Origin of the sequence: Kangiella profundi (assembly GCF_002838765.1) — a bacterium.
Lineage (GTDB): Bacteria > Pseudomonadota > Gammaproteobacteria > Enterobacterales > Kangiellaceae > Kangiella > Kangiella profundi.
This window is the reverse complement of sequence record NZ_CP025120.1, coordinates 1,239,649-1,261,478: the sequence shown is the minus strand read 5'-3', so window position 1 is coordinate 1,261,478 and position 21,830 is coordinate 1,239,649. Positions and strand designations below refer to the sequence as shown.

At 42.3% G+C, this 21,830-nt stretch carries 18 protein-coding genes; 9 read left to right on the top strand and 9 right to left on the bottom strand.

Annotation, left to right across the window (positions count from 1 at the left end; all coding sequences use genetic code 11):
- The 7 genes from CW740_RS05860 (at position 1) to CW740_RS05830 (ending at position 7,299) form a co-directional block, all read left to right on the top strand.
- Complete coding sequence (locus CW740_RS05860) at positions 1-891, top strand: cation transporter (RefSeq protein WP_264755068.1); 891 nt, start codon at positions 1-3, stop codon at positions 889-891.
- 142 nt (positions 892-1,033) lie between these two features.
- A complete protein-coding gene (gene hppD / locus CW740_RS05855; protein ID WP_106646654.1) occupies positions 1,034-2,116 on the top strand; it encodes a 4-hydroxyphenylpyruvate dioxygenase in 1,083 nt (360 codons plus the stop codon).
- A 10-nt stretch (positions 2,117-2,126) separates the two neighbouring features.
- The gene (locus CW740_RS05850; protein ID WP_106646653.1) at positions 2,127-2,666 is read left to right on the top strand and encodes a VOC family protein; all 540 of its coding nucleotides are present in this window, start codon (positions 2,127-2,129) and stop codon (positions 2,664-2,666) included.
- Between the two features lie 2 nt (positions 2,667-2,668).
- Positions 2,669-3,493 carry a phenylalanine 4-monooxygenase gene (gene phhA, locus CW740_RS05845; protein ID WP_106646652.1) on the top strand — a complete coding sequence of 275 codons (825 nt, stop codon included), beginning with the start codon at positions 2,669-2,671 and terminating at the stop codon, positions 3,491-3,493.
- A gap of 24 nt (positions 3,494-3,517) precedes the next feature.
- Positions 3,518-4,834 (top strand): prephenate-dependent tRNA uridine(34) hydroxylase TrhP, encoded by a 1,317-nt coding sequence (gene trhP, locus CW740_RS05840; RefSeq protein ID WP_106646651.1) that lies wholly within the window; start codon positions 3,518-3,520, stop codon positions 4,832-4,834.
- A gap of 480 nt (positions 4,835-5,314) precedes the next feature.
- Positions 5,315-6,529 carry an alginate export family protein gene (locus CW740_RS05835; protein ID WP_106646650.1) on the top strand — a complete coding sequence of 405 codons (1,215 nt, stop codon included), beginning with the start codon at positions 5,315-5,317 and terminating at the stop codon, positions 6,527-6,529.
- Between the two features lie 47 nt (positions 6,530-6,576).
- Positions 6,577-7,299: a Crp/Fnr family transcriptional regulator gene (locus tag CW740_RS05830; RefSeq protein WP_106646649.1), complete on the top strand. Its 723-nt coding sequence runs from the start codon at positions 6,577-6,579 to the stop codon at positions 7,297-7,299.
- Between the two features lie 13 nt (positions 7,300-7,312).
- Here the strand turns inward: CW740_RS05830 and CW740_RS05825 are convergent, their stop codons facing one another.
- From CW740_RS05825 to CW740_RS05815, 3 genes are all read right to left on the bottom strand, one after another.
- The gene (locus CW740_RS05825; protein ID WP_106646648.1) at positions 7,313-8,062 is read right to left on the bottom strand and encodes an anaerobic ribonucleoside-triphosphate reductase activating protein; all 750 of its coding nucleotides are present in this window, start codon (positions 8,060-8,062) and stop codon (positions 7,313-7,315) included.
- Complete coding sequence (gene nrdD / locus CW740_RS12565; RefSeq protein WP_026309329.1) at positions 8,062-8,199, bottom strand: anaerobic ribonucleoside-triphosphate reductase; 138 nt, start codon at positions 8,197-8,199, stop codon at positions 8,062-8,064. The genes CW740_RS05825 and nrdD overlap by 1 nt, the downstream gene beginning before the upstream one ends.
- Positions 8,200-8,294: 95 nt before the next feature.
- Complete coding sequence (locus CW740_RS05815) at positions 8,295-10,334, bottom strand: ribonucleoside triphosphate reductase (RefSeq protein ID WP_106646647.1); 2,040 nt, start codon at positions 10,332-10,334, stop codon at positions 8,295-8,297.
- A 223-nt stretch (positions 10,335-10,557) separates the two neighbouring features.
- On the opposite strand from CW740_RS05815, the gene CW740_RS05810 reads away from it, so the two are divergent.
- Positions 10,558-10,929, top strand: coding sequence for a putative zinc-binding protein (locus tag CW740_RS05810; RefSeq protein WP_106646646.1), 372 nt, complete (start codon positions 10,558-10,560; stop codon positions 10,927-10,929).
- A 102-nt stretch (positions 10,930-11,031) separates the two neighbouring features.
- A complete protein-coding gene (locus CW740_RS05805) occupies positions 11,032-13,011 on the top strand; it encodes a pyridoxal phosphate-dependent decarboxylase family protein (protein ID WP_106646645.1) in 1,980 nt (659 codons plus the stop codon).
- 75 nt (positions 13,012-13,086) lie between these two features.
- Here the strand turns inward: CW740_RS05805 and CW740_RS05800 are convergent, their stop codons facing one another.
- From CW740_RS05800 to CW740_RS05775, 6 genes are all read right to left on the bottom strand, one after another.
- Positions 13,087-14,058: a zinc transporter ZntB gene (locus CW740_RS05800; RefSeq protein ID WP_106646644.1), complete on the bottom strand. Its 972-nt coding sequence runs from the start codon at positions 14,056-14,058 to the stop codon at positions 13,087-13,089.
- An 11-nt stretch (positions 14,059-14,069) separates the two neighbouring features.
- A complete protein-coding gene (locus tag CW740_RS05795; RefSeq protein ID WP_106646643.1) occupies positions 14,070-15,071 on the bottom strand; it encodes a mechanosensitive ion channel family protein in 1,002 nt (333 codons plus the stop codon).
- A 90-nt stretch (positions 15,072-15,161) separates the two neighbouring features.
- A complete protein-coding gene (locus CW740_RS05790) occupies positions 15,162-17,345 on the bottom strand; it encodes a carboxy terminal-processing peptidase (protein WP_106646642.1) in 2,184 nt (727 codons plus the stop codon).
- A 128-nt stretch (positions 17,346-17,473) separates the two neighbouring features.
- Positions 17,474-17,770: a hypothetical protein gene (locus CW740_RS05785; protein ID WP_106646641.1), complete on the bottom strand. Its 297-nt coding sequence runs from the start codon at positions 17,768-17,770 to the stop codon at positions 17,474-17,476.
- A gap of 179 nt (positions 17,771-17,949) precedes the next feature.
- A complete protein-coding gene (locus CW740_RS05780; RefSeq protein ID WP_106646640.1) occupies positions 17,950-19,128 on the bottom strand; it encodes an acyl-CoA dehydrogenase in 1,179 nt (392 codons plus the stop codon).
- A gap of 157 nt (positions 19,129-19,285) precedes the next feature.
- Positions 19,286-21,748 carry a S8 family serine peptidase gene (locus CW740_RS05775; RefSeq protein ID WP_106646639.1) on the bottom strand — a complete coding sequence of 821 codons (2,463 nt, stop codon included), beginning with the start codon at positions 21,746-21,748 and terminating at the stop codon, positions 19,286-19,288.
- Positions 21,749-21,830 lie beyond the last annotated feature (82 nt).

The window sequence follows — 21,830 nt, the reverse complement described above, 5'->3', positions numbered from 1 at the left end:
GTGACAAAAGATAATTATGAATGCTGTGGCTGCGACAACGAGGAGTCCCATGAGCCAAATAGCAACCTGGAACAATACCACTCAGTAAGCCACTTTAAAGTCCCAAAAATGGACTGCCCCTCTGAAGAGAGGATGATCCGAATGGTGCTAGATGATATTGAGCCCAAGGTTGCCATTCAATGTGACATTCAAAATCGAACGGTTGCGATTTATCATCAGAATAATCTTGAGCAGATTAAGCACAAAATGGATTCCCTCAACTATGGAGCATACATAGTTAAAACAGAGTCTGTAGAATCAACAAAACTGGCCTCTATTCAACAACAGAATCGGGATCATGATGCTCGACAGGCCAAAATCTTAAAATGGTTACTGCTAATCAATGGCATCATGTTCCTGGTTGAAATGACCATTGGCTGGATTGCTCAATCTACCGGCCTAATTGCAGATTCTCTGGACATGTTTGCAGATGCTACAGTCTATGGGATGGCACTGTATGCAGTCGGACATACTGCTAAACAAAAGTTAACAGTAGCTCATTTGTCTGGGTGGTTGCAGTTGTTATTAGCTTTTGGAGCATTATTCGAAGTCTTTCGCCGCTATTGGTTTGGTAGTGAGCCCACATCTGATCTAATGATGATCATTGGACTGCTCGCCTTGCTAGCCAATGTGGTCTGCTTATGGCTCATCTCCGCACAGCGAGAACAAGGAGCGCACATGAAGGCAAGCTGGATTTTTTCAGCAAATGATGTCATAGCCAATGCTGGCGTTATCCTAGCCGGCGCTCTGGTTGCATGGACTGGTTCACGATACCCTGACCTTATTATTGGTTTAATCATTGGCATGGTTGTTTTATTCGGAGCTATTCGGATTTTGAAACTTAAGTCCTAGCTTACAACTCTTAACTTTTTAAGTCTTCAGGTCAAACCACACCGCTATATAACTTCGGCTTGATCCAGGTCAAGAGCTTTTTGCTCGCTAGCCGTTAATCTTACGCTCACATTTTTATAGCTGAAAATATGGGGCTTCTGTTATGGCACATGCAACTGAACAGTCTGAAAATCATAATTATTTAGGTCTTCGCGGTATTGAGTTTACTGAATTCGCCAGTCCTGACAGCGATTACATGGAAAAGGTTTTCGCGGCCTTTGGCTTCTCTAAGCTAAAGAAATTTAAAGGAAAGGACATCTATTACTATAACCAGAATGACATTCATTTTTTAATCAATCGGGAGCGAGCTGGCTTTTCACGTGAGTTTGCCAAAAGTCATGGGCCAGCAATTACCTCAATGGGCTGGCGTGTTGATGATGCCGAAAAAGCGTTATCCATTGCCATTGACCGTGGTGCAAAACCCGCCAATCCTGAAGACACCGATCTTCCCTACCCTGCAATTTATGGTATTGGCGATAGCTTAATCTATTTCATTGATACCTTTGCGGGTTCAGAAAGCATTTCTCAAGACAATCCAGGCTCTATCTATGAACAGGATTTTGAAGATTTAGACAATCCTGTCATTGTAGAGAATAAAGGCTTCCTACGCATCGACCACCTAACCAATAACGTATACAAAGGCACCATGCAGAAATGGGCTGATTTCTATAAAAATGTTTTTGGCTTCAGTGAAGTTCGTTATTTCGATATTAAAGGCCAGGAAACAGCACTACTGTCTTATGCACTACGCTCTCCGGACGGTAGTTTCTGCATTCCTATTAATGAAGGCAAAGGCGACGACCGTAACCAGATTGATGAATACCTTAGAGAATATAATGGTCCTGGCGTGCAGCATATTGCTTTTGAAACCAATGATATTCTGGATTCACTCGATAAGCTTGACCACTCTGTCATAGAAACATTGGATATCCATGAAGATTACTACAAAACCGTATTCGATCGCGTGCCCAATGTTCGCGAAGATCATCAACGAATTCAGGATCATCAAGTGTTGGTGGATGGTGACGAAAACTCATACCTGCTTCAGATTTTCACCAAGAATTTGTTCGGCCCAATCTTTATAGAAATTATTCAACGTGCCAATAACCTTGGGTTTGGCGAGGGTAACTTCCAAGCTTTGTTTGAGTCAATCGAGCGCGACCAAAAGAAACGCGGCGTACTGTAAGGGGAGTAAAATGAAAATTGAACAGATACACCACGTAGCCTATCGCTGCAATGATGCCAAAGAAACAGTTCAGTTCTATACCAAAGTATTGAATATGGATTTCATTCTGGCGATTGCCGAAGACCGAGTACCCTCTACCAAAGAACCAGACCCTTACATGCACCTGTTTATGGATGCAGGTAACGGAAACATACTTGCTTTCTTTGAGTTACCTAACTCGCCAAAGATGGGAAAAGATCCCAATACACCTGAGTGGGTCCAGCATATTGCGTTTCGTGTAAAGGACGAAGCCGCATTAATGCAGGCCAAAAAAGATATTGAAGCGCACGGTATTGAGGTAATTGGCCCGACCAATCATGAAATTATTAAGTCCATCTACTTCTTTGATCCAAATGGCCACAGACTGGAGTTAACCTGCATTACTGCCAGCAATGACATGATGCGTAAGCTCGATGAAGTCAAGTGGGATATGTTGGAAGAATGGAGCAAAACTAAAAAAGCTCCTAAACACGCTGACTGGCTGCATAGCGAAGAGTTTGCCGAGGTATAACGATGACGGCTTATCAAGCTAAAACACCTGACCAAATTGGTTTTGTTGATTATACCGAGGAAGAAAACGGCACTTGGGAAATTCTTTATAAGCGCCAGATGGAGTTAATTAAGGGCCGAGCATGCGATGCCTATATGGATGGCCTTGAACGCCTTCAAATGTCCAGCAACAGTATTCCTCAGTTACCGGACATTAACCGTGTTCTCCGCAAAGAAACAGGCTGGGAAGTCGCTGCAGTACCAGCTTTGATACCGTTCGGTAAGTTCTTTGAGTTATTAGCTAATAAACAATTTCCTGCTGCAACCTTTATTCGAACTCGAGAAGAAATTGATTACCTACAGGAGCCGGACATATTCCATGAAATTTATGGACACTGCCCGCTTCTAACCAATCCGGTGTTTGCTAAATTTGTTGAAAATTATGGCAAACTTGGTTTGGCTGCTTCTAAACAGGAGCGCGTCTATCTGGCTAGAGTGTTCTGGTTTACGGTCGAGTTTGGATTAATCCAGCAGGCCAAAGATGATTTGAAAATCTATGGTGCAGGTATCCTCTCTTCTACTGAGGAAACTGTTTATAGCCTGGTAAGTGATAAGCCTGTTCGTAAACCATTTGACTTAATGACTGCGCTTAGAACGCCTTATCGGATAGATATTCTGCAAACAACATACTTCATCATTAAGCAGTTTGAAGATATCTACAACATCATGGATAGCAATATTATCGATCATATTCATGAGGCCATTGAGCTCGGTGATTTTGCAGCTAATTTTCCTGCAAAATCATCTGAGCCTATGAAGAGTAGCTTCAAAGATCAACACGACTGTTAACCACTGTAACCCAACTTCAACCCTATGAAAAAACCAGAACTATTGTCCCCCGCGGGGACATTAAGAAATATGCGCTATGCCTTTGCTTATGGCGCTGATGCCGTTTATGCGGGACAACCCAGATACAGCTTAAGAGTACGTAATAATGACTTTGGCCTGGATAATATTGGCATCGGCATCGAAGAAGCTCATGCGCAGGATAAAAAGTTCTACATCGCCAGCAACATTGCGCCTCACAATAGCAAAATTAAAACATTCATGGATGACATCAAGGAAGTGATTGCCTTAAATCCTGATGCCCTGATTATGTCTGATCCCGGACTAATCATGATGGTTCGCGAAGCTTACCCGGAACAGGAAGTGCATCTTTCAGTGCAAGCCAACGCGACCAACTATGCAACGGTGAAGTTCTGGTATCAGCAAGGCATCAAGCGAGTCATTTTATCGCGCGAATTGTCGATTAAAGAGATTGAGGAAATTAAAACTCATTGTCCCGAGATGGAACTTGAAGTTTTTGTGCATGGTGCTTTATGTATGGCTTATTCGGGCCGCTGTCTGCTTTCAGGATATTTTAATCATCGCGATCCGAATCAAGGCACTTGCACCAATGCCTGTCGCTGGAAATACGATTTGCACGAAGCCACAGAAAACGAAGCAGGCGATATTATTGCAGTGAGCCAATTAGAGCCAACCGTGCAAACAGTCGATCCTCAGTCAGTGTTTTTATTACAGGAGAAAGAGCGCCCCGGCGAGTATATGCCTGTGTTTGAAGATGAACATGGCACCTATATCATGAACTCAAAAGATTTGCGTGCTGTACAGCATGTGGATCAGTTTGCTCGAATGGGAATTGATTCGCTTAAAATCGAAGGCCGTACCAAGTCACACTATTACGTTGCTCGTACAGCCCAAGTCTATCGCCAGGCCATTGATGATGCTGCGGCTGGAAAACCCTTCAATATGAAGCTAATGGATGAGCTAGAAAAGCTTGCTCATCGAGGTTATACCGAAGGCTTTTACCGTCGCCACGTACACGATGAATATCAAAACTACGAAACTGGTAATTCAATTCGCGACCGCCAGCTTTTTGTCGGTGAAGTCAGTGATAAAACCGATGATACGATAACCGTTGAGGTAAAAAATTGTTTTGAAGTTGGCGATACCCTGGAAATTATGACACCAAACGGTAACCAGTACTTTCAGCTCAATAATATGGAATCTACAAAGGGGCAGTCTATGGAGATTGCACCGGGTTCAGGCCATCGAGTGGTTCTGCAACTTCCAGAAGGTGTTAATGTTGACCATATCGACTCCATGTCGTTGCTAATGAAGAATTTGTAGAAACAAGTAATTAATTACTCGTTCCGGGTAGGGGCGGACCTGCGTGTCCGCCCGACTAGCATGTTATTCGATCTTGATAAGGGCAGACACGCAGGTCTGCCCCTGAAGGATCCCATTATAATAGATAACTAATTCAAATAGTTAGCAGTAATCTGGCTCAATTAATAAGTAGCACGTCATTGCGAGCGAGTAAAAGGAGCGCGGCAATCTGGTCAAAAAGACTACTGAAATATTCTTCACGAGATTGCCACGTCATTCGGTCAAAAAATGACCTCACGACTCGCAATGACAAGGCTATTGTTGAGCTAAAGCTTTAACGCAAACTCCTGGGGATTACTCAAAGTCTGCCCCTACCGATAGCGCTATTGTAATACTGAGCATAAAGATGCATTAAGAATGCTTTTATTGATATATGTCAAAGTCGCATCAATTAATTACGGTATGGTGTCAAGTGAAAAATAAAGAATATTGGAGATGACTATGACCCGTTTGACCAACATATCGCTTGCCGTGGCTACAGCCCTTTTGCTCGGCTCTACAGTAACGCAGGCAAGTGAATCCAAACAAGAAGCCAGCAGTTTTGCCGAGTCGCTGGAAAATACCGACGTTAAATGGCATTTCCGCTATCGTCTGGAAGACGTTGATCAGGATAATGCACTAGAAGATGCAACGGCCTCTACCCTGCTTTCCAGGGTAACACTTGATACCCAGTCCTATAATGATTTCAGCTTTAAACTTGAGGTTGATAACGTCAGCGCTGTAACTAACAGAGATGATTATAACAGCACATTAAACGGCAATACCGATTATTCGGTAGTAGCCGATCCAGAAGCCACAGAAATCAATCAGGCTGCATTGACCTACAGTGGCTTCGATAACACCAAGGTAATAGCGGGCCGTCAACGGATCAATCTAGGCACACAACGTTTTGTAGGCGGTGTGGGCTGGCGTCAGAATGAGCAGACCTATGATGGTGTTCTGATAAATAATAAATCCATTAACAATACGAACCTTACCTACGCTTATGTAAACAACATCAACACTATCACCGATGGAAATGTTGATACACGCAGTCATTTCGTAAACTATGATTGGTCTTTAGCAGATAGCATGAGCCTAAACTTCTATGGCTATTTTCTGGACTTTAAGGAAGCGCCATTAAGTTCAACCAAAACCATTGGTGCGCGCTACAGTCTGAAGCCAACGTCTGACCTTCCCTTCTTTGTAAATGCCGAATATGCCAAGCAATCAGAATACGAAGATAACCCAAACAATTTAGATAGCGACTATCAGCTATTGGAAGTTGGTTACCAAATGCAGAACATAAGCTTCATTATTGCACAGGAAGTTCTGTCTGGTGATGACTCTGTATCAGGACAAGCATTTCAAACTCCTTTAGCTACTAAACATAAGTTCCAGGGCTGGGCTGATCAGTTCTTAGTAACTCCAGACGCAGGCATTGAGGATACTTATTTCGCAGTTAATGCAAAGTTCTCAATGCAATCATTTGGATTGGTTTATCACGACTTCAAAGCAGAAGCCACTTCTCAGGATTACGGTTCAGAAATTGGGGTCAACTATACATCCAAAATTGATAAGAACTTAAGCTTTGTGGCTAAGTTGGCAGACTATTCGTCGGATGGTTATTCAGTCGACACACGAAAAGTATGGCTCATGTTGGTTGCTAACTTTTAACTAGCTGACATGGTCATTATTTTGGCTTAAATAAATATAGAGAGATTATGATGGAAGCTATGCAACTTACAAACCTGGCGCCGACACTGCGCCGCAACGCCATGTTTAACTGCCTCAGCGATGAACAGTTACAAAAGCTACTGGCCATCAGTAAACTTACCTACTTTAAGCCAAATAAGCCTGTAATCAGTCAAGGACAGCCCGCCAAGTACTTTTTTCTAGTGCTTGACGGGCAAGTCAAGCTGCACCTGATTTCAACCGAAGGTAAGGAAAAAATCATTAAGTTCGTAAATGGCAATGATACTTTTGTGGAAGCTTTAATGTTTTTGCAAAAGAAATTCTACCCTATAAATGCTACCAGTACTAAGCGTACCCAGATATTAGCGGTACCTAGTGAATACTTTTATAACCTGCTACATAACAATAGCGATCTTGCTATGAAGATGCTTGGTAATATCTGCCTTAAAATGCGTGGCCACATCAATGAAATAGAGATGCTTACCGTGCTGGATGCATCACAGCGTGTCGCTCGCTTCGTCTACGATATGATGCCACATGATATTGACGATGGCGGCACTTTCCCGATCAACATTTCAAAAAAATCCATAGCAGGGAAACTATCCATTCGTCCTGAAACTTTCTCCCGATTACTAAAGAAATTTGAAGATGAGAATGTATTTTCATTTAGTAATGGCAAGGTTACCGTGCTACAAAGGGATCGTTTGTCTGAATATTATTTAGAATCGAGTGAGGGGGTGGCTAGCCTGTAAATTTACTAACTCTTTACTCTACCCATTTAAACTTATTAAACATGGGCTCTATTGCAGTGCAGAGTTGCTGACGGGTTTCCTTATCAACCATAGAGTAGGAAAACTCATCACTGCGCAGGCTTTCATCAAGAGTGTTCTTATTGCGGGCAATTTGCAGATTATAATTTTTTACACCTTTTGAGGCTAAGGTTTCTGCAAGCTTTAAAACACGCTCCGGATTGGTTAAATTCCAATGTACAGTTGTCCGGCATTCGTAATCCACACCACTTTCCAGTAGCATATCTAGACTTTGCCAATTCGCCTCGGCGGCTCCATTAACACGTATGATAGCGTCTCCATATTCGGGCAAATCTTTAACATCAAAACCCACCCAGTCGACATTAGGAAGAACTGCTTTAAAACGCTTTGGTGCAGAACCTCCAGTGTGCAACCCCACTTTGAAATCCATAGCTTTGACTGTTTCAATTGCTGGAACTAATGCTGATTGTAGTAATGGTTCGCCACCACTAAATACAACAGCTTCAAGTAAGCCTTTTCGCTTATGCAGAAATTCAATTAGTGAGTGCCATTCATAAGATTGATCAGCCTTGGTGGGTATCAACTCAGGATTATGGCAATAGCGACAGCGCCAGGCGCAGCCCTGGCAATAAATTACACACGACAGATGATGAGGAAAATCTATAGTAGTAAGGGGCGTGATGCCCCCTACTCTTAAGGCTACATCTGACTTAATGTTGCTGACAGATTGCGATTCCTTGAGCATTAAGCACGCTCTTTAAAATGTTGACGTTCTTTGTGTTCAGATTGCTTGCCTTTGTTAAAGGCTGACACCGGACGATGGTAGCCCATCACTCGTGTCCAAACTTCACACTTTTGGCGATCTTGGTTGTTAAGTTGCATTGTAGGTTTCTCCTTTGTTGTTGAAAGCTTTAGGTCATACTTATTTAAGTGATACAAATTCACTAACTCAGCATCCTGTAAATAAAATTCAAACATCAGCAACACACCTTTTCACTATTCTGTCCGCCTGACTTTTGAACCAAGACTTCGTCACAGCGAGGACAATATTCATGTTCACCCTGCAAATAACCGTGTACAGGACAAATCGAGAACGTTGGTGTGATGGTGATATAAGGTAAGCGGAAATTGGTTAAGGTTTTACGAACCATCTTTTTACAAGCTTCCGCACTGGAAATGCGTTCGCCCATATACAGATGCAGTACGGTGCCACCGGTATATTTACTCTGTAACTCATCTTGGAGTTCAAGAGCTTCGAAAGCATCATCAGTGTAGCCAACCGGTAATTGCGATGAGTTTGTATAGTAAGGGGCATCTTCATAACCAGCCTGAAGAATATCTGGATAGCGTTTCTTGTCTTCTTTAGCAAAACGGTATGTTGTCCCTTCGGCAGGTGTCGCTTCCAAATTATACAGATGACCTGTTTCTTCCTGGAACTGCACCATTCGAGAACGTACATGATCGAGCAGTTCAATCGCTATAGCATGCCCCTCTTTTGACGTAATATCGTGCTCATCATTGGTGAAATTACGAACCATCTCATTAATGCCATTGACGCCAATTGTTGAGAAGTGATTCCGTAATGTTCCTAAGTAACGCTTGGTATACGGGAATAAATCACTGTCGATGTAATGCTGAATAACCTTGCGCTTAACTTCTAAAGAGTCTTTAGCAAGCAACATCAGCTCATCAATTCTATCAAGCAAGGCCTTTTTATCACCTTTATAGAGATAGCCGAGTCGTGCGCAGTTGATAGTGACAACACCCAGAGAACCAGTTTGCTCAGCAGAACCAAACAAACCATTGCCGCGCTTAAGTAGTTCCCGCAAATCGAGTTGCAAACGACAACACATCGAACGAATCATATTCGGTGAAAGCTCTGAATTGATGAAATTCTGGAAGTATGGCAGGCCGTACTTTGCCGTCATCTCAAACAGTAAATCTGAATTTTCAGATTCCCAGTCAAAGTCCGGTGTAATATTGTAAGTTGGGATTGGGAAGGTAAAGACACGTTTCTTGGCATCCCCTTCTATCATAACTTCAATATAAGCGCGATTAATCATTTCCATTTCTTTTTGCAGATCACCATAGGCAAAAGGCATTTCCTCGCCAGCAATAATAGGGATCTGTTCACGCAAATCTTCGGGACAAACCCAGTCTAGGGTAATGTTGGTAAACGGGGTCTGAGTTCCCCAACGTGAGGGAACGTTTAAGTTATAAATGAACTCCTGAATGCACTGTTTTACATCTTCATACTTCATGGCATCTTTACGAATATAAGGTGCCAGATAGGTATCAAAAGAACTGAAAGCCTGAGCGCCTGCCCATTCGTTTTGTAGAGTTCCTAAAAAATTGACCATTTGTCCAATGGCGCTTGATAAATGCTTTGGAGGGCCAGAATCAATCTTGCCAGGGACACCATTTAAACCTTCGTGCAACAAAGTTCTCAGCGACCAGCCCGCACAGTATCCTGCAAGCATATCAAGGTCATGAATATGAAGATCAGCATTACGATGCGCTTGGCCAATTTCTGGCTCATAAATGTGATTAAGCCAATAGTTGGCAATAACCTTTCCAGAGACGTTCAGGATTAAACCGCCCAAAGAATAGCCCTGATTGGCATTAGCTTTAACCCGCCAGTCGGAGCCCGATAAATACTCTTCCACCGATGAGGTAATATCCAGCAAGGTTTTTTTATTCTCACGAATCTGCTTGTGTTTTTCGCGGTACAAAATATAAGATTTGGCGGTCGTAAAATACTGATTCACAGCCAGACAGTGTTCTACAATATCTTGCACCTGTTCGACAGTCGGCACAGTCAGATTGGTAAATCGAAAACTTAAAACATCAATTACCTGACGGGTTAATTTTTCTGCTTCATCAGCGTCAAATTCCCCAGAAGCTTTACCCGCTTTTAAAATTGCTTCATAAATCTTTGAGCGTTCGAACTTGGCTTCTGACAAATCCCTCTTTACAATCTTGATTGGCATCGGTGCCTTTTCTATTTCTATACCCATATCATTATCTCCATTGCTATCTGCTCGCTGGAATCACCGACACAGATTCAATATATTGTGTTCTCGACATCGATTTAATCAATATGTGGTATATCAATCCTTGATCTAGCTCAATCTAAACCTATATTTTTTATACTTCTTAATTGACTCAGATCAATTGCTACTCGCCAGCTAAGCGTTACATTGACCACCCAGCTAACAGAGACATTTTGGTTGGTGTTTTATGGCAACAAACGAAAAACCTCTTGTTTATTCATGCTCGGGTTGTTCCAACCTCGCGCAAACTGCGAATCACCTGGCCGTCACCCTCAATGCAGAAAAAAAGGCAGAGATGTCCTGTATTGCCGGTGTTGGTGGAAACGTCCCTTCGTTGGTTAAAAAGGCCAAATCGGGACGAAGAATCATTGCCATTGATGGTTGCCACCTGGCCTGTGCGAAGGCGTGTCTGGCTAACCATGGAGTAGTTCCAGAACAGCATCTGGTATTGACTGAGTATGGTTATAAGAAGCGTTATAACCAGCCGGTTTCGAAAGAAACTGTTAATGACTTACTAATAAAAGTTCGTTTGGTTGCGGAAAATCTCTCAAAGGCCTAGTTTCGGTTAGTTGAGACTCCAAAAGCATTCTAGTTGATTATGATCAATACGCCCTTGAGTGAATCACACTACTCTGTTTAAAACATCTTAGGATAAAAGATCATGAATTTAGAGTTTTTAGCACCATACTTTTTAGGGCCTTATGGAGAAAACAATGACGTTTTCGAGAAGGTTCTAACAGAGTTATTGCGCGACCATATTTATTGGCGTCGAAACATCCACCCGGAAGACTTACCGGCGATATCTACTTTTGCGTCACAATCGCCAGAGTATCAGGAAGCGATAGCCAAGATGCGCACGGAGCTTCATAAGCTAACCGCTTCACTAAAAAAATCTGTTCCATTCTTTAGTCCTCGCTATATCGGACATATGTGTTCCGATTTGATGATGCCGGGTTTGATAGCGCAAATGGTAACGACACTTTACAACCCAAATAATGTGTCATTTGAAGCAGCAACCGTTACTGTCGATCTTGAATTAAAAGTTGGCAAGCAATTTGCTGATATGTTTGGTTTTAACACTGACCCTAATAAGTCACCTTGCGCCTGGGGACATTTAACCTCCGGTGGCACTGTGGCTAACTATGAAAGTCTATGGAACTTTAGAGCCGCAAAGTATTACCCCGTTGCGCTTGCAGAAGCGGTAAAAAAATTAGAACTTAAATTACCAAATAGCATTATTCTTAATGGCAAGCTGATAGAAGCTAACTTATGGCAATTAACAAACTTATCGATTGATAATGTTTTGTCTCTTAAACATGAAACAGAAAAAGCGATAAATGAAGCTTATCCGGAAATTGCTGAACAGTTTAGTGACTGTGTCGATCAATATCGAATTGAAAGCGTTGGCCCAGCCTACTTCTATTCAAACCACCTTGGTCTGAAGCAGCCACTGGTTCTAGTCCCTGGTTCTGCACATTATAGTTGGCAAAAAGCAATGCGAGTGATGGGGTTTGGCTCTGATCAACTGGCTAAAATTCCAGTTCACTCCAATATGCGATTAGATGTGCATGCCCTGCGTAAAACCCTAGAAGGAGCTTTAAGCAAAAACATTCCTATACTGGCTTGTGTAGGTATTCTAGGAACCACAGAGTTTGGCACGGTAGATCCTATACATAAAATTTTAGAGTTGAGAGACGAATTCAGTGCCAAAGGCTTAGATTTTTATGTTCATGTTGATGCGGCATGGGGCGGTTATCTGGCCAGCATGTTCCGCCAGATAGATGGTTCAACCATGAGCCATGGTAAAGCTAAAAAGATGTTCAAATACTTCCCTTCTAAAGAAGTATTTAACTCGATAACCAGCGTTAAGGATGTAGACTCGGTAACCATCGACCCGCACAAGCTTGGGTATTTACCATTTGGTGCCGGAGGCTTCATTAGCCGGAATCAGAATATTACTGATTTGCTGACACAGGAAGCTCCCTATGTATTTGAAGAGATGGATAAGTCTATAGAAACGCCGGCAACAAAGCAGTTTGAAAAATTAGGACAATACATTCTGGAAGGTTCGAAGCCAGGTTCGGTAGCTGCCGCCAGCTATGTCACCAATCAGGTGTTGCCGCTTGATTACAAAAACTTTGGCAAAGTGATACGCCAGAGTATTAAAACTTCAGAATATTTTTTCGACAAACTGCTTGAGCTAAAAGAAAAAATCAAGGGTCGAGCAAACTTATGTTTGCCTTACACACCTGATACTAATTTGATCTGTATCGTCATTAATCCCGTAGGTAATAAATCAATTACATACTTGAATGACTTCACTAAACAAATTTATCAGCACTTAAAAATATCGCGTGACAGCTCACCAAAGGACCGTGAATTTATCGGTTCAAGTACGCAAATCATGCGTAAAAACATTAGTGACCATCATGCTGTCGAACTGAGCGATATGCTGGGTATTCAGGAAAAATACTTTGTTAAGGAAGTGAAAAATAAAACTCTTGAAAGTGATCGCATTATGCTACTACGTCACACCATTATGAATCCATGGCTAGCTAATGACACTAATGGTAATGACTATGTGGTTAAGTATTGTGATTATCTAGAATCACTAATCCTCAAATACTTAGATATTGAATAAAGTAAACACATCCCCTTTGTGTGTCATGACTATGGATAGAAGTGACACACTCGCTTTACAAAAATTAGTAATAGCCTAATACCACTTTTTATACTTAAACCAAGCAAGTAATGCGACCGCTATAACAATGCAAAATAGTGATACATACATAAAGGCGCTTTCTTGCTCCAACCCTGGTAATCCCGCTACGTTCATACCAAACACACCGGTTAAAAATGTTAACGGTAAGAATATCGCCGAAATTATTGCTAGAACATATAAGCGGCTATTTTGCTGATGAGCAATTCTTGCAAGATACTCTTCTTGCAGGACAATGGTTCTTTCTCGTGTTAATTCGATATCCTCTAATAGTCTTGTAAATTTATCGAGGTCATCCCTGATATTATCTAAATCTTGTCGGGTGATAATTGGACTTTGACTGCGATAGAGTTTCTCCAACGCATCTTTTTGCGGTGTTAAATAACGTTTGATGGTCGCACTCTGGCGTCGTAGGTGACTAATTTCTGCATAAAATTCGTCAAAACCAAGACCTACTAATGTATCTTCCTGCTTATCGAGATTTACATCAATTTCTTCGAAAAACTCTTCTACCCGTATGGCCAACCTTTCAACCAGCAAAGAAATAAACTCACCGCTGGTCTTTGGCCCAGCACCCTGCTCTAAGGCCTGCTTAATATCAGAAATTGACCAGCTATGCCGATTACAGCTGGAAATAATGGTGTCTTCCGTGATCCAAAGCCTGATTGATATCATATCCTCCGGATGTGAACCTGGATTAAGGTTTACACCACGCAGACACATCAGCATAAAGCTATCTTCCATGTAAAAGCGTGGACGAGTTTCGGCGCGCAACAAAATATCCTGCGCTACCTCATTGACTCTAGCTTCCTGGTCGAGCCAATCTTTAGCTATTTGAGAAGTATAATTAATATGATGCCAGGTCAAAGTATCACCTGAATGCATCGTATCAATTAAATCAGGACTGACTAATCCTCCTTTTCGATTTAAATGTAGGCTAACAATCGGTGGATGATATTTCTCTGTCATATCGACTATCCTTAGCTCTGTTTATGGCTTTTCTCAGTCTCTTCTACCGAGTCTTCGGCTTTATTACCTTTGGACTTATCTTCAATAGATTGTTGAGAACCTGAATTTTCAAGTTTTTTTGCCAGCTGCTTTGCAACGTCATCGGCAAAATGCAGGTGAACATCTCTTTGTGGAAACGCGATGACGATATCATTCTCACGGAATCTCTTATCAATTTCGAATCTCAGGTCACTGCGAATACCACGCAACTCTCTAATGGTATTAATCTGTGCCCAGTACCATATCTCAAAGAGCAATGCGCTATCCCCAAAATCTTCAAATATAACTGATGGCTCAGGGTCCTTTAGAACGTTTTCGTTGTTACTCAAAATGTCGAATAGAATGTCTCTTACTTTTTCAACATCGCTGCCATAAGCAACTCCGACTTTAATTGAATTACGAATATTCGGATCGACAAGTGTCCAGTTAATAAGGTTGGATTGAAGTAATGTGCTATTTGGGATCACCATATGAGCACCATCAATTCGGCGAATCATAGTAGAACGGTTACCAACCTGAATGACTCTACCCAACTGGCTATCCATTTCAACCACATCATTAATTCGGACGGGACGCTCTGACATCAATATCCAACCACTGATGAAGTTATCCATTACATTCTTTGCACCGAAACCAACACCGATGGCAATTGCACCGGAAATAAAGGCAAAGGCAGTTAATGGAACATTTAGAAATGATAAGACAGTTATGACGATGATGCCGAGCATCACGAAGAAAACGAGTCGCTGAATTATGATGACATTGTCATCACTGATATTCATAAGCTTAAGAATTTTGCGACCAATAAACTTTGCCACAAAACGGCTAACGAGCCAGGCTAAAATAACAAACAATAAAGCCAGCAATAGTTGCCACAAATTGATGCTTGTCCCCTCTTTTAAACTTATCAGAGGCTTGCTCATTATTTCTTCGAATTTTGAAAGTGTGCTCAACAAAAGTGGTAGTGCTTGCATGGATTGGTCTCTAAGTATGTTTCTTAATCCTTTTTATTATATCTCATACAAAAAAGCCAGCGGAATGCTGGCTTAATCGAAAAGGAGTGATTAGTTTTTAACCGCCTTTTGTTCGGCTAGAAAGTTGGCCGCGATTTCAGGCTTTTCTCTTATCATGATTAAATCCGATAAGATATTGGCAGCTTCCTTAAGGAACAAGTCTTTTTGGTCTTCATCAACGATGTCAGTAATGTTGCTGGACTCTGTTTCTTCCTCATCTTCTTCCGAGGCTAACTCTTTTAAAGGCTCAAGACCTTCAATTTTCCGGCGAAGATTTTCACGCTCCAGTCGTATTTCATCATTGCGCTTACGTTCCGCCAACCGTTTTTCATAGTTCAACGAAACCACTTTCTCGTCACGACGTTCAGTCGCTCGAGTAATATCCTCTTCCAGGAATGAAAACTCCTGACTTGAGCTTTTTCGCTCCTGATGCTTAGAACGCAAGAATGGAATGACTTCCTGAAGACCTTCTGTTTTCTGGAAGTTTGTGGACTTTATAGTGTCCCAGACCAAAGCATTGTCGTAAGAGCTCTCGCCATATTCTTCAACGTCAAAAATAGTAGGAAACTCAATATCCGGTTTAACCCCTTTATTTTGAGTACTCTCACCGGTAACACGATAGTACTTTTCTACGGTTAACTTAAGAGCACCAACCTGTGTTTCAGGGTTTCTGATGTATTGATTCAAATCAGCAACGCTTTGAACGGTTCCTTTGCCAAAGGTGTTTTCGCCAAGAACGATACCACGACCGTAGTCCTGAATTGCACCAGCGAAGATTTCAGATGCACTGGCACTTCCACCATTAACCAGCACAGCAAGCGGGCCATGGTAAGCTACTCCAGAGTCTGTGTCTTTAAGCACACGTAGTCGGCCTCTACTATCCCTACCTTGGACCACTGGACCTTTATCAATAAATAGGCCAACCAAATTGACAACTTCAGATAAAGAGCCGCCACCATTATTTCTGAGGTCGATCACCAAACCATTAATTTCTTGCTTATTAAGTTCTTTAATTAGCTTCGCAACATCTTTAGTTGTACTGGTGATTTCACTTTTGCCATCGCTATTAGAAGCAACGGTTTCTGAATAGAAGGAAGGTAATTCGATTACACCCATTTTAAAGTTCTTGTCATACTGCTCTACTTCAAGGACTTTTGATTTGGCAGCCTGGTCTTCAAGTTTGATTTCCTCACGGACCAGACTAACAACCTTAGGCATGCCATCTCCCGATTTGGTATACGGGATGATCTGTAGACGGACAGTACTACCGGCTTCGCCACGAATTAGATCAACGACGTCATCATTTCTCCATCCTATAACATCGACCATTTCGCCCTTTTCACCTTGAGCAACGCCAATAATTTTGTCGTTAGGATGAACTTGGCCAGACTTGTCAGCCGGCCCTTTGTTCACGATGGAGACAATCTTAGTAAACATGTCTTCCTGAGTGAGAACTGCACCAATACCCTGCAGTTTAAGGCTCATATTAATAGTGAAATTTTCAAACTGTCTTGGGGTGTAGTAATTCGTATGGGGATCGATAGCTGCACTTACCGAATTCATGAAGTAGCCGAAAACATCTTCACTTTTGGTTTGTGAAAGTCGGCGGATTGCCGATTCATATCGCTTTGACAGCTTTTCTTTAATTTGCTCATTAGTCTGGTCAGCAAGCTTTAGATTTAAAGCATCATTGAGCACACGCTTTTTCCAGATGTCATTCATCTCCTTTTCATCTTTCGGCCAAGGAGATTCACGACGGTCATACTCAAACTCACTATCAGAGTCAAAATCAAGTGGCTTCTTGAGTTGCTCTAAAGCAAACAGATAGCGTTCACGGAAACGCTCCTCAAATAATGCAAAGAAATCATAGGCCAGTTCAATACGACCAGTTCTTAGTGCGTCATCGAACAAGGTCTTGTAATCGTTGAGCTGCTCTATATCTTTTTCATAAAAGTAACTGCGATTAGGGTCAAGGGCTTTTAAAAACTGATTAAAAGCTTCTTCTGAGAGTTCATCATCAAAATCAGGATGTTCATAATGACTTTGCATTAACAGGAAAGAAATTACTCTGCCTGTCTCACGAAACTTATTTTCTGGCTTTATACTTAAACTGGCCGGCTCAGGAATGACGAATTCTTCCGCCTTCTCTGAAGGTGCATTTTTAACTTCTTCCGCCTGAATGCTCAGCGGAATTGTTAAAGCCAGTAACGTAACCAACCATTTATTTTTGTTCATCTATGTACCTTTAATGGGAAATCTTTCCAATAATGACTCTTCTCTATGCTAAAGGTTGCGTATATTTACGTAAATTACAAGCCATAGAGTGTGTAAAAGTATGTAATAAAATAAAAAATCTTTAAATATCAATGCCGTATAGAACGATGAAGAACCAATCCATTAGGGCCAGCAGCTATTTCAGCCTCTTTCTGGTTACCATAAACGCCCTCAAAAAACTGAATATCTCTCGCAGCATCGTAGTTTGAAGCAGTATAAACCTCATCGGGATTTGACTGGTATCCACGTACCGGCACTTTTACAACCTCCGGTTTACCATGCAGTTCATGGCTTTCGACATAGCGTTCAGCCTTAGGTTTCTTGTCAAAAACGGCTATATCCTGATCGCCATCAAGTAAATGAGTTTCAATCACGTAAACGTTCATAAGACCTCCTTGGACTTTTAACTACCTAGTTTTCAGTGTAGCGCTCAGATTTGTTTCTCACAAGTGAAGCATTAATAAGTCCGTTAAAAGTCACAAAATATGGCTGAAAACCCTACCGATCAAATACTTTAGCCATAAAAAAAGGGCCCTGGTAGGCCCTTTAGATGATTTAAATCAGCTTACATAAAAGCCTGTAAGCCGGTCTGTGCTCTACCTAATATCAGGGCATGAATATCATGAGTACCTTCATAGGTATTTACAGCTTCCAGATTCATGGCATGACGAATGACGTGGTACTCATCTGCAATACCATTACCACCATGCATATCACGAGCCATGCGAGCAATATCAAGAGCTTTACCACATGAGTTACGTTTAACCAGCGAAATCATTTCGGGCTTGAAACGTTTTTCATCAATTAAACGGCCAACTCTTAATGAACCTTGCAGACCCAATGCAATTTCAGTTTGCATGTCAGCCAGTTTTTTCTGGAACAACTGCATCGAAGCCAATGGCTTGTTGAACTGTTTACGATCAAGGCCATATTGACGTGCAGCGTGCCAGCAAAACTCGGCTGCACCTAATGCACCCCAGGAAATACCATAGCGGGCTACGTTCAAGCAACCAAATGGGCCTTTAAGACCTTTGATTTCAGGGAATTTGTTTTCTTCCGGAACAAACACATTGTCCATAACGATTTCACCGGTAATTGAGGCGCGTAGTGCAAACTTGCCTTCAATCTTAGGTGCTGATAGACCTTCCATGCCTTTTTCTAAGATAAAGCCACGAATGTCACCCTCATCGTCTTTTGCCCAGACAATGAACACATCAGCAATCGGCGAATTTGTAATCCACATTTTGCTGCCGGTTAAACGGTAACCACCATCTACCTTCTTGGCACGCGTTTTCATACTCGCAGGATCTGAGCCAGAATCCGGTTCAGTCAAACCGAAACAACCTACCCACTCGCCTGTCGCTAACTTTGGCAGGAATTTTTCTTTCTGCGCTTCTGTGCCATAGGCATTAATGGGGTGCATAACCAAACTGGACTGAACTGACAAAGCAGAACGATAACCTGAGTCGACACGCTCAACTTCGCGAGCTACCAGGCCATAAGCGACATAGGAAGCACCGGCACAGCCATAGCCATCAATCGTTGATCCTAGCAAACCAAGTTCGCCTAGCTCGTTCATGATTTCGCGATCAAAAATTTCATGACGATTTGCCTCTAGAACGCGAGGCATCAGTTTTTCCTGACAATAGTCACGTGCAGCATCACGGATCATACGCTCTTCTTCCGTTAACTGCTCATCGAGTAATAGTATGTCGTCCCAGTGGTCAAGTAATGCTTTAGACATGATATAAATCTGTTTGGTTAAGGGTAAAAAATTGAAGCACCGAATATACGCAATCTGGCCTTAATTAACCAGTGGTTATAAACACATCTGACCAGAAAATAGAATAAAAGTGCCCAATCCTTGGGCTAGATCAATCCTTTATCAGGAGGGATAGAACTTATCGTGCGTTATAGAAGCGAGTTATGGCGACTGCAAAGCCTGCACGGGATACTTGATCATAAGGGTTAAATTGAGCTTTGATGGTCGGTTCTAAATCGAACATACCCTGCTCTACAGAAAACTGAGCATTTAGAATACCTAGGTCAAGTGCTAGCTGGACATAACCTTTGAACTCTTCGGGAATCATATTCTGATCCTGAAGAACCACTCTGTCAGCTCCAAAGATAGCGGTAATATCACCAGAGAAGCTATTGGCTAGTTCTTCCAATCCAAGCGACTGAACCAATGAATAAGCGACATCCAATTTGTTTACACCAGCGTTTGGGTTAAACATGTTCCCGTTAGCTGTCATAACCGGATCTGTTACTTGTGCTCTGTCTCGAAGTGGAGAGCCAGTCTGGGTTACAGCGTTGATTGCTGAAGTATCACTGGTTACATCAAGGAATTGCACGCTATCAGCTGCATTTGACTGGCGAATGCCTGCACCTAGTGTTAGATAATCAGCCATTTGCGAACGGCTTATAGCTTCATCAGGTGCAAAACCATCAGCTAGCGCATCGACAAGTTGTTCACTAACCGCTGTTTCGATAAAAGCCTGTGCAGGATGACCAACAACGTCATTTAAACCAACGAAGCCATCGGTGCGGGTAATTTTAACCACAGCATCAATTTCGCCTGGTAACGCATAACCATTGGTAGCATTGACTGGGTCAACATCAACGCCTGATACTCCCCCAATACCATTGGCACGCAATGTCCAGGTACCGGCTTCGGCTGGTGCTGTTACCGCGATATTTTGACCCAGTACAGGCAAAGCAATGCTTGAACCATAACGCTTACCACTTGGGCTGGTTAAAGACATGCCTATAGTGTTATCGCCAACATTGGCACGAACCATCAATAATGAAGCTTCGTCGTTGACTTCGAAAGTAACACCTTCATTTTCACCAACTGGGCTAAATGGAACAGTTATCTCGAATTCACCTGCAATGGAAGTTTGTGCCGCTGCATTAAATTCACGTTGGATCTTCGTCGTTTCGCCAAAGCTTTTTGTTTCATCAAGCACAGCTTTAACCGCAGCATAAGCATTCACATAACCTGCGCCACTTTCCCAAGGTTCAAGACCAGGCATATTGGTGGCAGTATCTTGCAGGATACGCTTAACTTCACGCCAGGTAAGGTTAGGGTTAGCTTCAAGCATTAAAGCAACGATACCTGATGCATGAGGTGCAGCCATTGAGGTACCACTCATGACGGTATAGTAAGGCACATGATTGGCATCCATTACTTCGCTGTCAGAAGTAATGCTCAAAGCACTAAGGCTTGATAATGATGCGCGCGCAGAAATGACATCAACGCCAGGCGCTGTAATAGTCGGGCGGTCTTCCCAAGTGAAAGTCTCACCATCAACTACTGCTTGGCCAGTTTTGCCTTTTACGCCACGTGAACTGAAATCAGCCAGATTGCCTTGTTTGTCACCCGCAGCCACAGTAATAACCCAAGGTGCTTTTTTGAAGTTACCTGTGATGGTTGCTTCGCCTGAACCAGAGTTACCGGCAGAGAAAACAACAATAACGCCGTTATCACTCAAAGCTTTTGTGGCAACGTTTGTTGGGTCATCAGGATTGAAATCAGTACCTGTGTCGCCAGTATTACCAAACGAGTTGGAAATAACACGAATGTTATAGTCAAACTGGTGGGTTAAAGCGTAATCAAAACCACCCAGTGTATCTAAGATGAATAGACCTGCACCTGAACCATAACCAATCAATTTTGCGCCCGGTGCTACACCTTGATATAGACCACTCGACATAGCACCGTTACCGCCGATAATACCGGCAACGTGAGAGCCGTGACCTCCACCAATATCCGTGTTAGCAACATCTTCCTGGTAGGTAATTGGCAGAATGCCTGATAGAGAGTTTAGATTGACCTGAGCCAAAACGTTTTGCGTAACATGATTTGGATATTTAATGTCGCTATGAGTACCATCAACACCAGAATCGTTGATAACCACACCGATACCACGACCTGAATACGGCATACCCATATTACGCATTGATTGATCATCGCGTAAGCGGTCAACACCAGTCAGCTCAGTAGAACCATCATTTTCTAGAGTCAATGGCGCGTTGTACCAGACCGAACGGACATCATCACGCGAATAGATTGCATCAATTTGTTGCTTGGTCGCAGTGATACCCACCATCGGCAAGCTATTGAAACTCACACCGCTGGTGACACCCAAGTTTTCAAGCGCCTGTAATTGTGAAAGAGAAGCTGGCTCATTGCCTTCAAAGGTTACAATTACTTCGAAAACTTCTTGCTCAGTTGCATCTGACAGAAGATCAGAAAGTTGTGGGCCAATCGATTTGGCATGACCAGCCACTGCAGATAAACCTAATCCGGCAGCCAGTATGGCACCATAGATAGGTTTTGTTTTTAAGTTAAATTTACTCATGTTAGGAAACCCCCATTGGATTGAGAGCTTGAGCTTCCCACAAAGTAATTAAAAGAATAATTGGGGAAATCCCCTATTGCAT

Excerpts from the sequence above, each read along its gene's own strand:
- CW740_RS05850 (WP_106646653.1), top strand. The coding sequence starts at position 2,127 with ATGAAAATTGAACAGATACACCACGTAGCCTATCGCTGCAATGATGCC.
- CW740_RS05810 (WP_106646646.1), top strand. The coding sequence starts at position 10,558 with ATGGCAACAAACGAAAAACCTCTTGTTTATTCATGCTCGGGTTGTTCC.
- CW740_RS05825 (WP_106646648.1), bottom strand. The coding sequence starts at position 8,062 with ATGCTCAAGGAATCGCAATCTGTCAGCAACATTAAGTCAGATGTAGCC.
- CW740_RS05790 (WP_106646642.1), bottom strand. The coding sequence starts at position 17,345 with ATGAACAAAAATAAATGGTTGGTTACGTTACTGGCTTTAACAATTCCG.
- nrdD (WP_026309329.1), bottom strand. The coding sequence starts at position 8,199 with ATGCAACTTAACAACCAAGATCGCCAAAAGTGTGAAGTTTGGACACGA.
- CW740_RS05775 (WP_106646639.1), bottom strand. The coding sequence starts at position 21,748 with ATGAGTAAATTTAACTTAAAAACAAAACCTATCTATGGTGCCATACTG.
- CW740_RS05780 (WP_106646640.1), bottom strand. The coding sequence starts at position 19,128 with ATGTCTAAAGCATTACTTGACCACTGGGACGACATACTATTACTCGAT.
- CW740_RS05800 (WP_106646644.1), bottom strand. The coding sequence starts at position 14,058 with ATGACAGAGAAATATCATCCACCGATTGTTAGCCTACATTTAAATCGA.
- CW740_RS05785 (WP_106646641.1), bottom strand. The coding sequence starts at position 17,770 with ATGAACGTTTACGTGATTGAAACTCATTTACTTGATGGCGATCAGGAT.
- CW740_RS05805 (WP_106646645.1), top strand. The coding sequence starts at position 11,032 with ATGAATTTAGAGTTTTTAGCACCATACTTTTTAGGGCCTTATGGAGAA.
- CW740_RS05830 (WP_106646649.1), top strand. The coding sequence starts at position 6,577 with ATGATGGAAGCTATGCAACTTACAAACCTGGCGCCGACACTGCGCCGC.
- phhA (WP_106646652.1), top strand. The coding sequence starts at position 2,669 with ATGACGGCTTATCAAGCTAAAACACCTGACCAAATTGGTTTTGTTGAT.
- CW740_RS05815 (WP_106646647.1), bottom strand. The coding sequence starts at position 10,334 with ATGGGTATAGAAATAGAAAAGGCACCGATGCCAATCAAGATTGTAAAG.
- CW740_RS05835 (WP_106646650.1), top strand. The coding sequence starts at position 5,315 with ATGACCCGTTTGACCAACATATCGCTTGCCGTGGCTACAGCCCTTTTG.
- hppD (WP_106646654.1), top strand. The coding sequence starts at position 1,034 with ATGGCACATGCAACTGAACAGTCTGAAAATCATAATTATTTAGGTCTT.
- CW740_RS05795 (WP_106646643.1), bottom strand. The coding sequence starts at position 15,071 with ATGCAAGCACTACCACTTTTGTTGAGCACACTTTCAAAATTCGAAGAA.
- trhP (WP_106646651.1), top strand. The coding sequence starts at position 3,518 with ATGAAAAAACCAGAACTATTGTCCCCCGCGGGGACATTAAGAAATATG.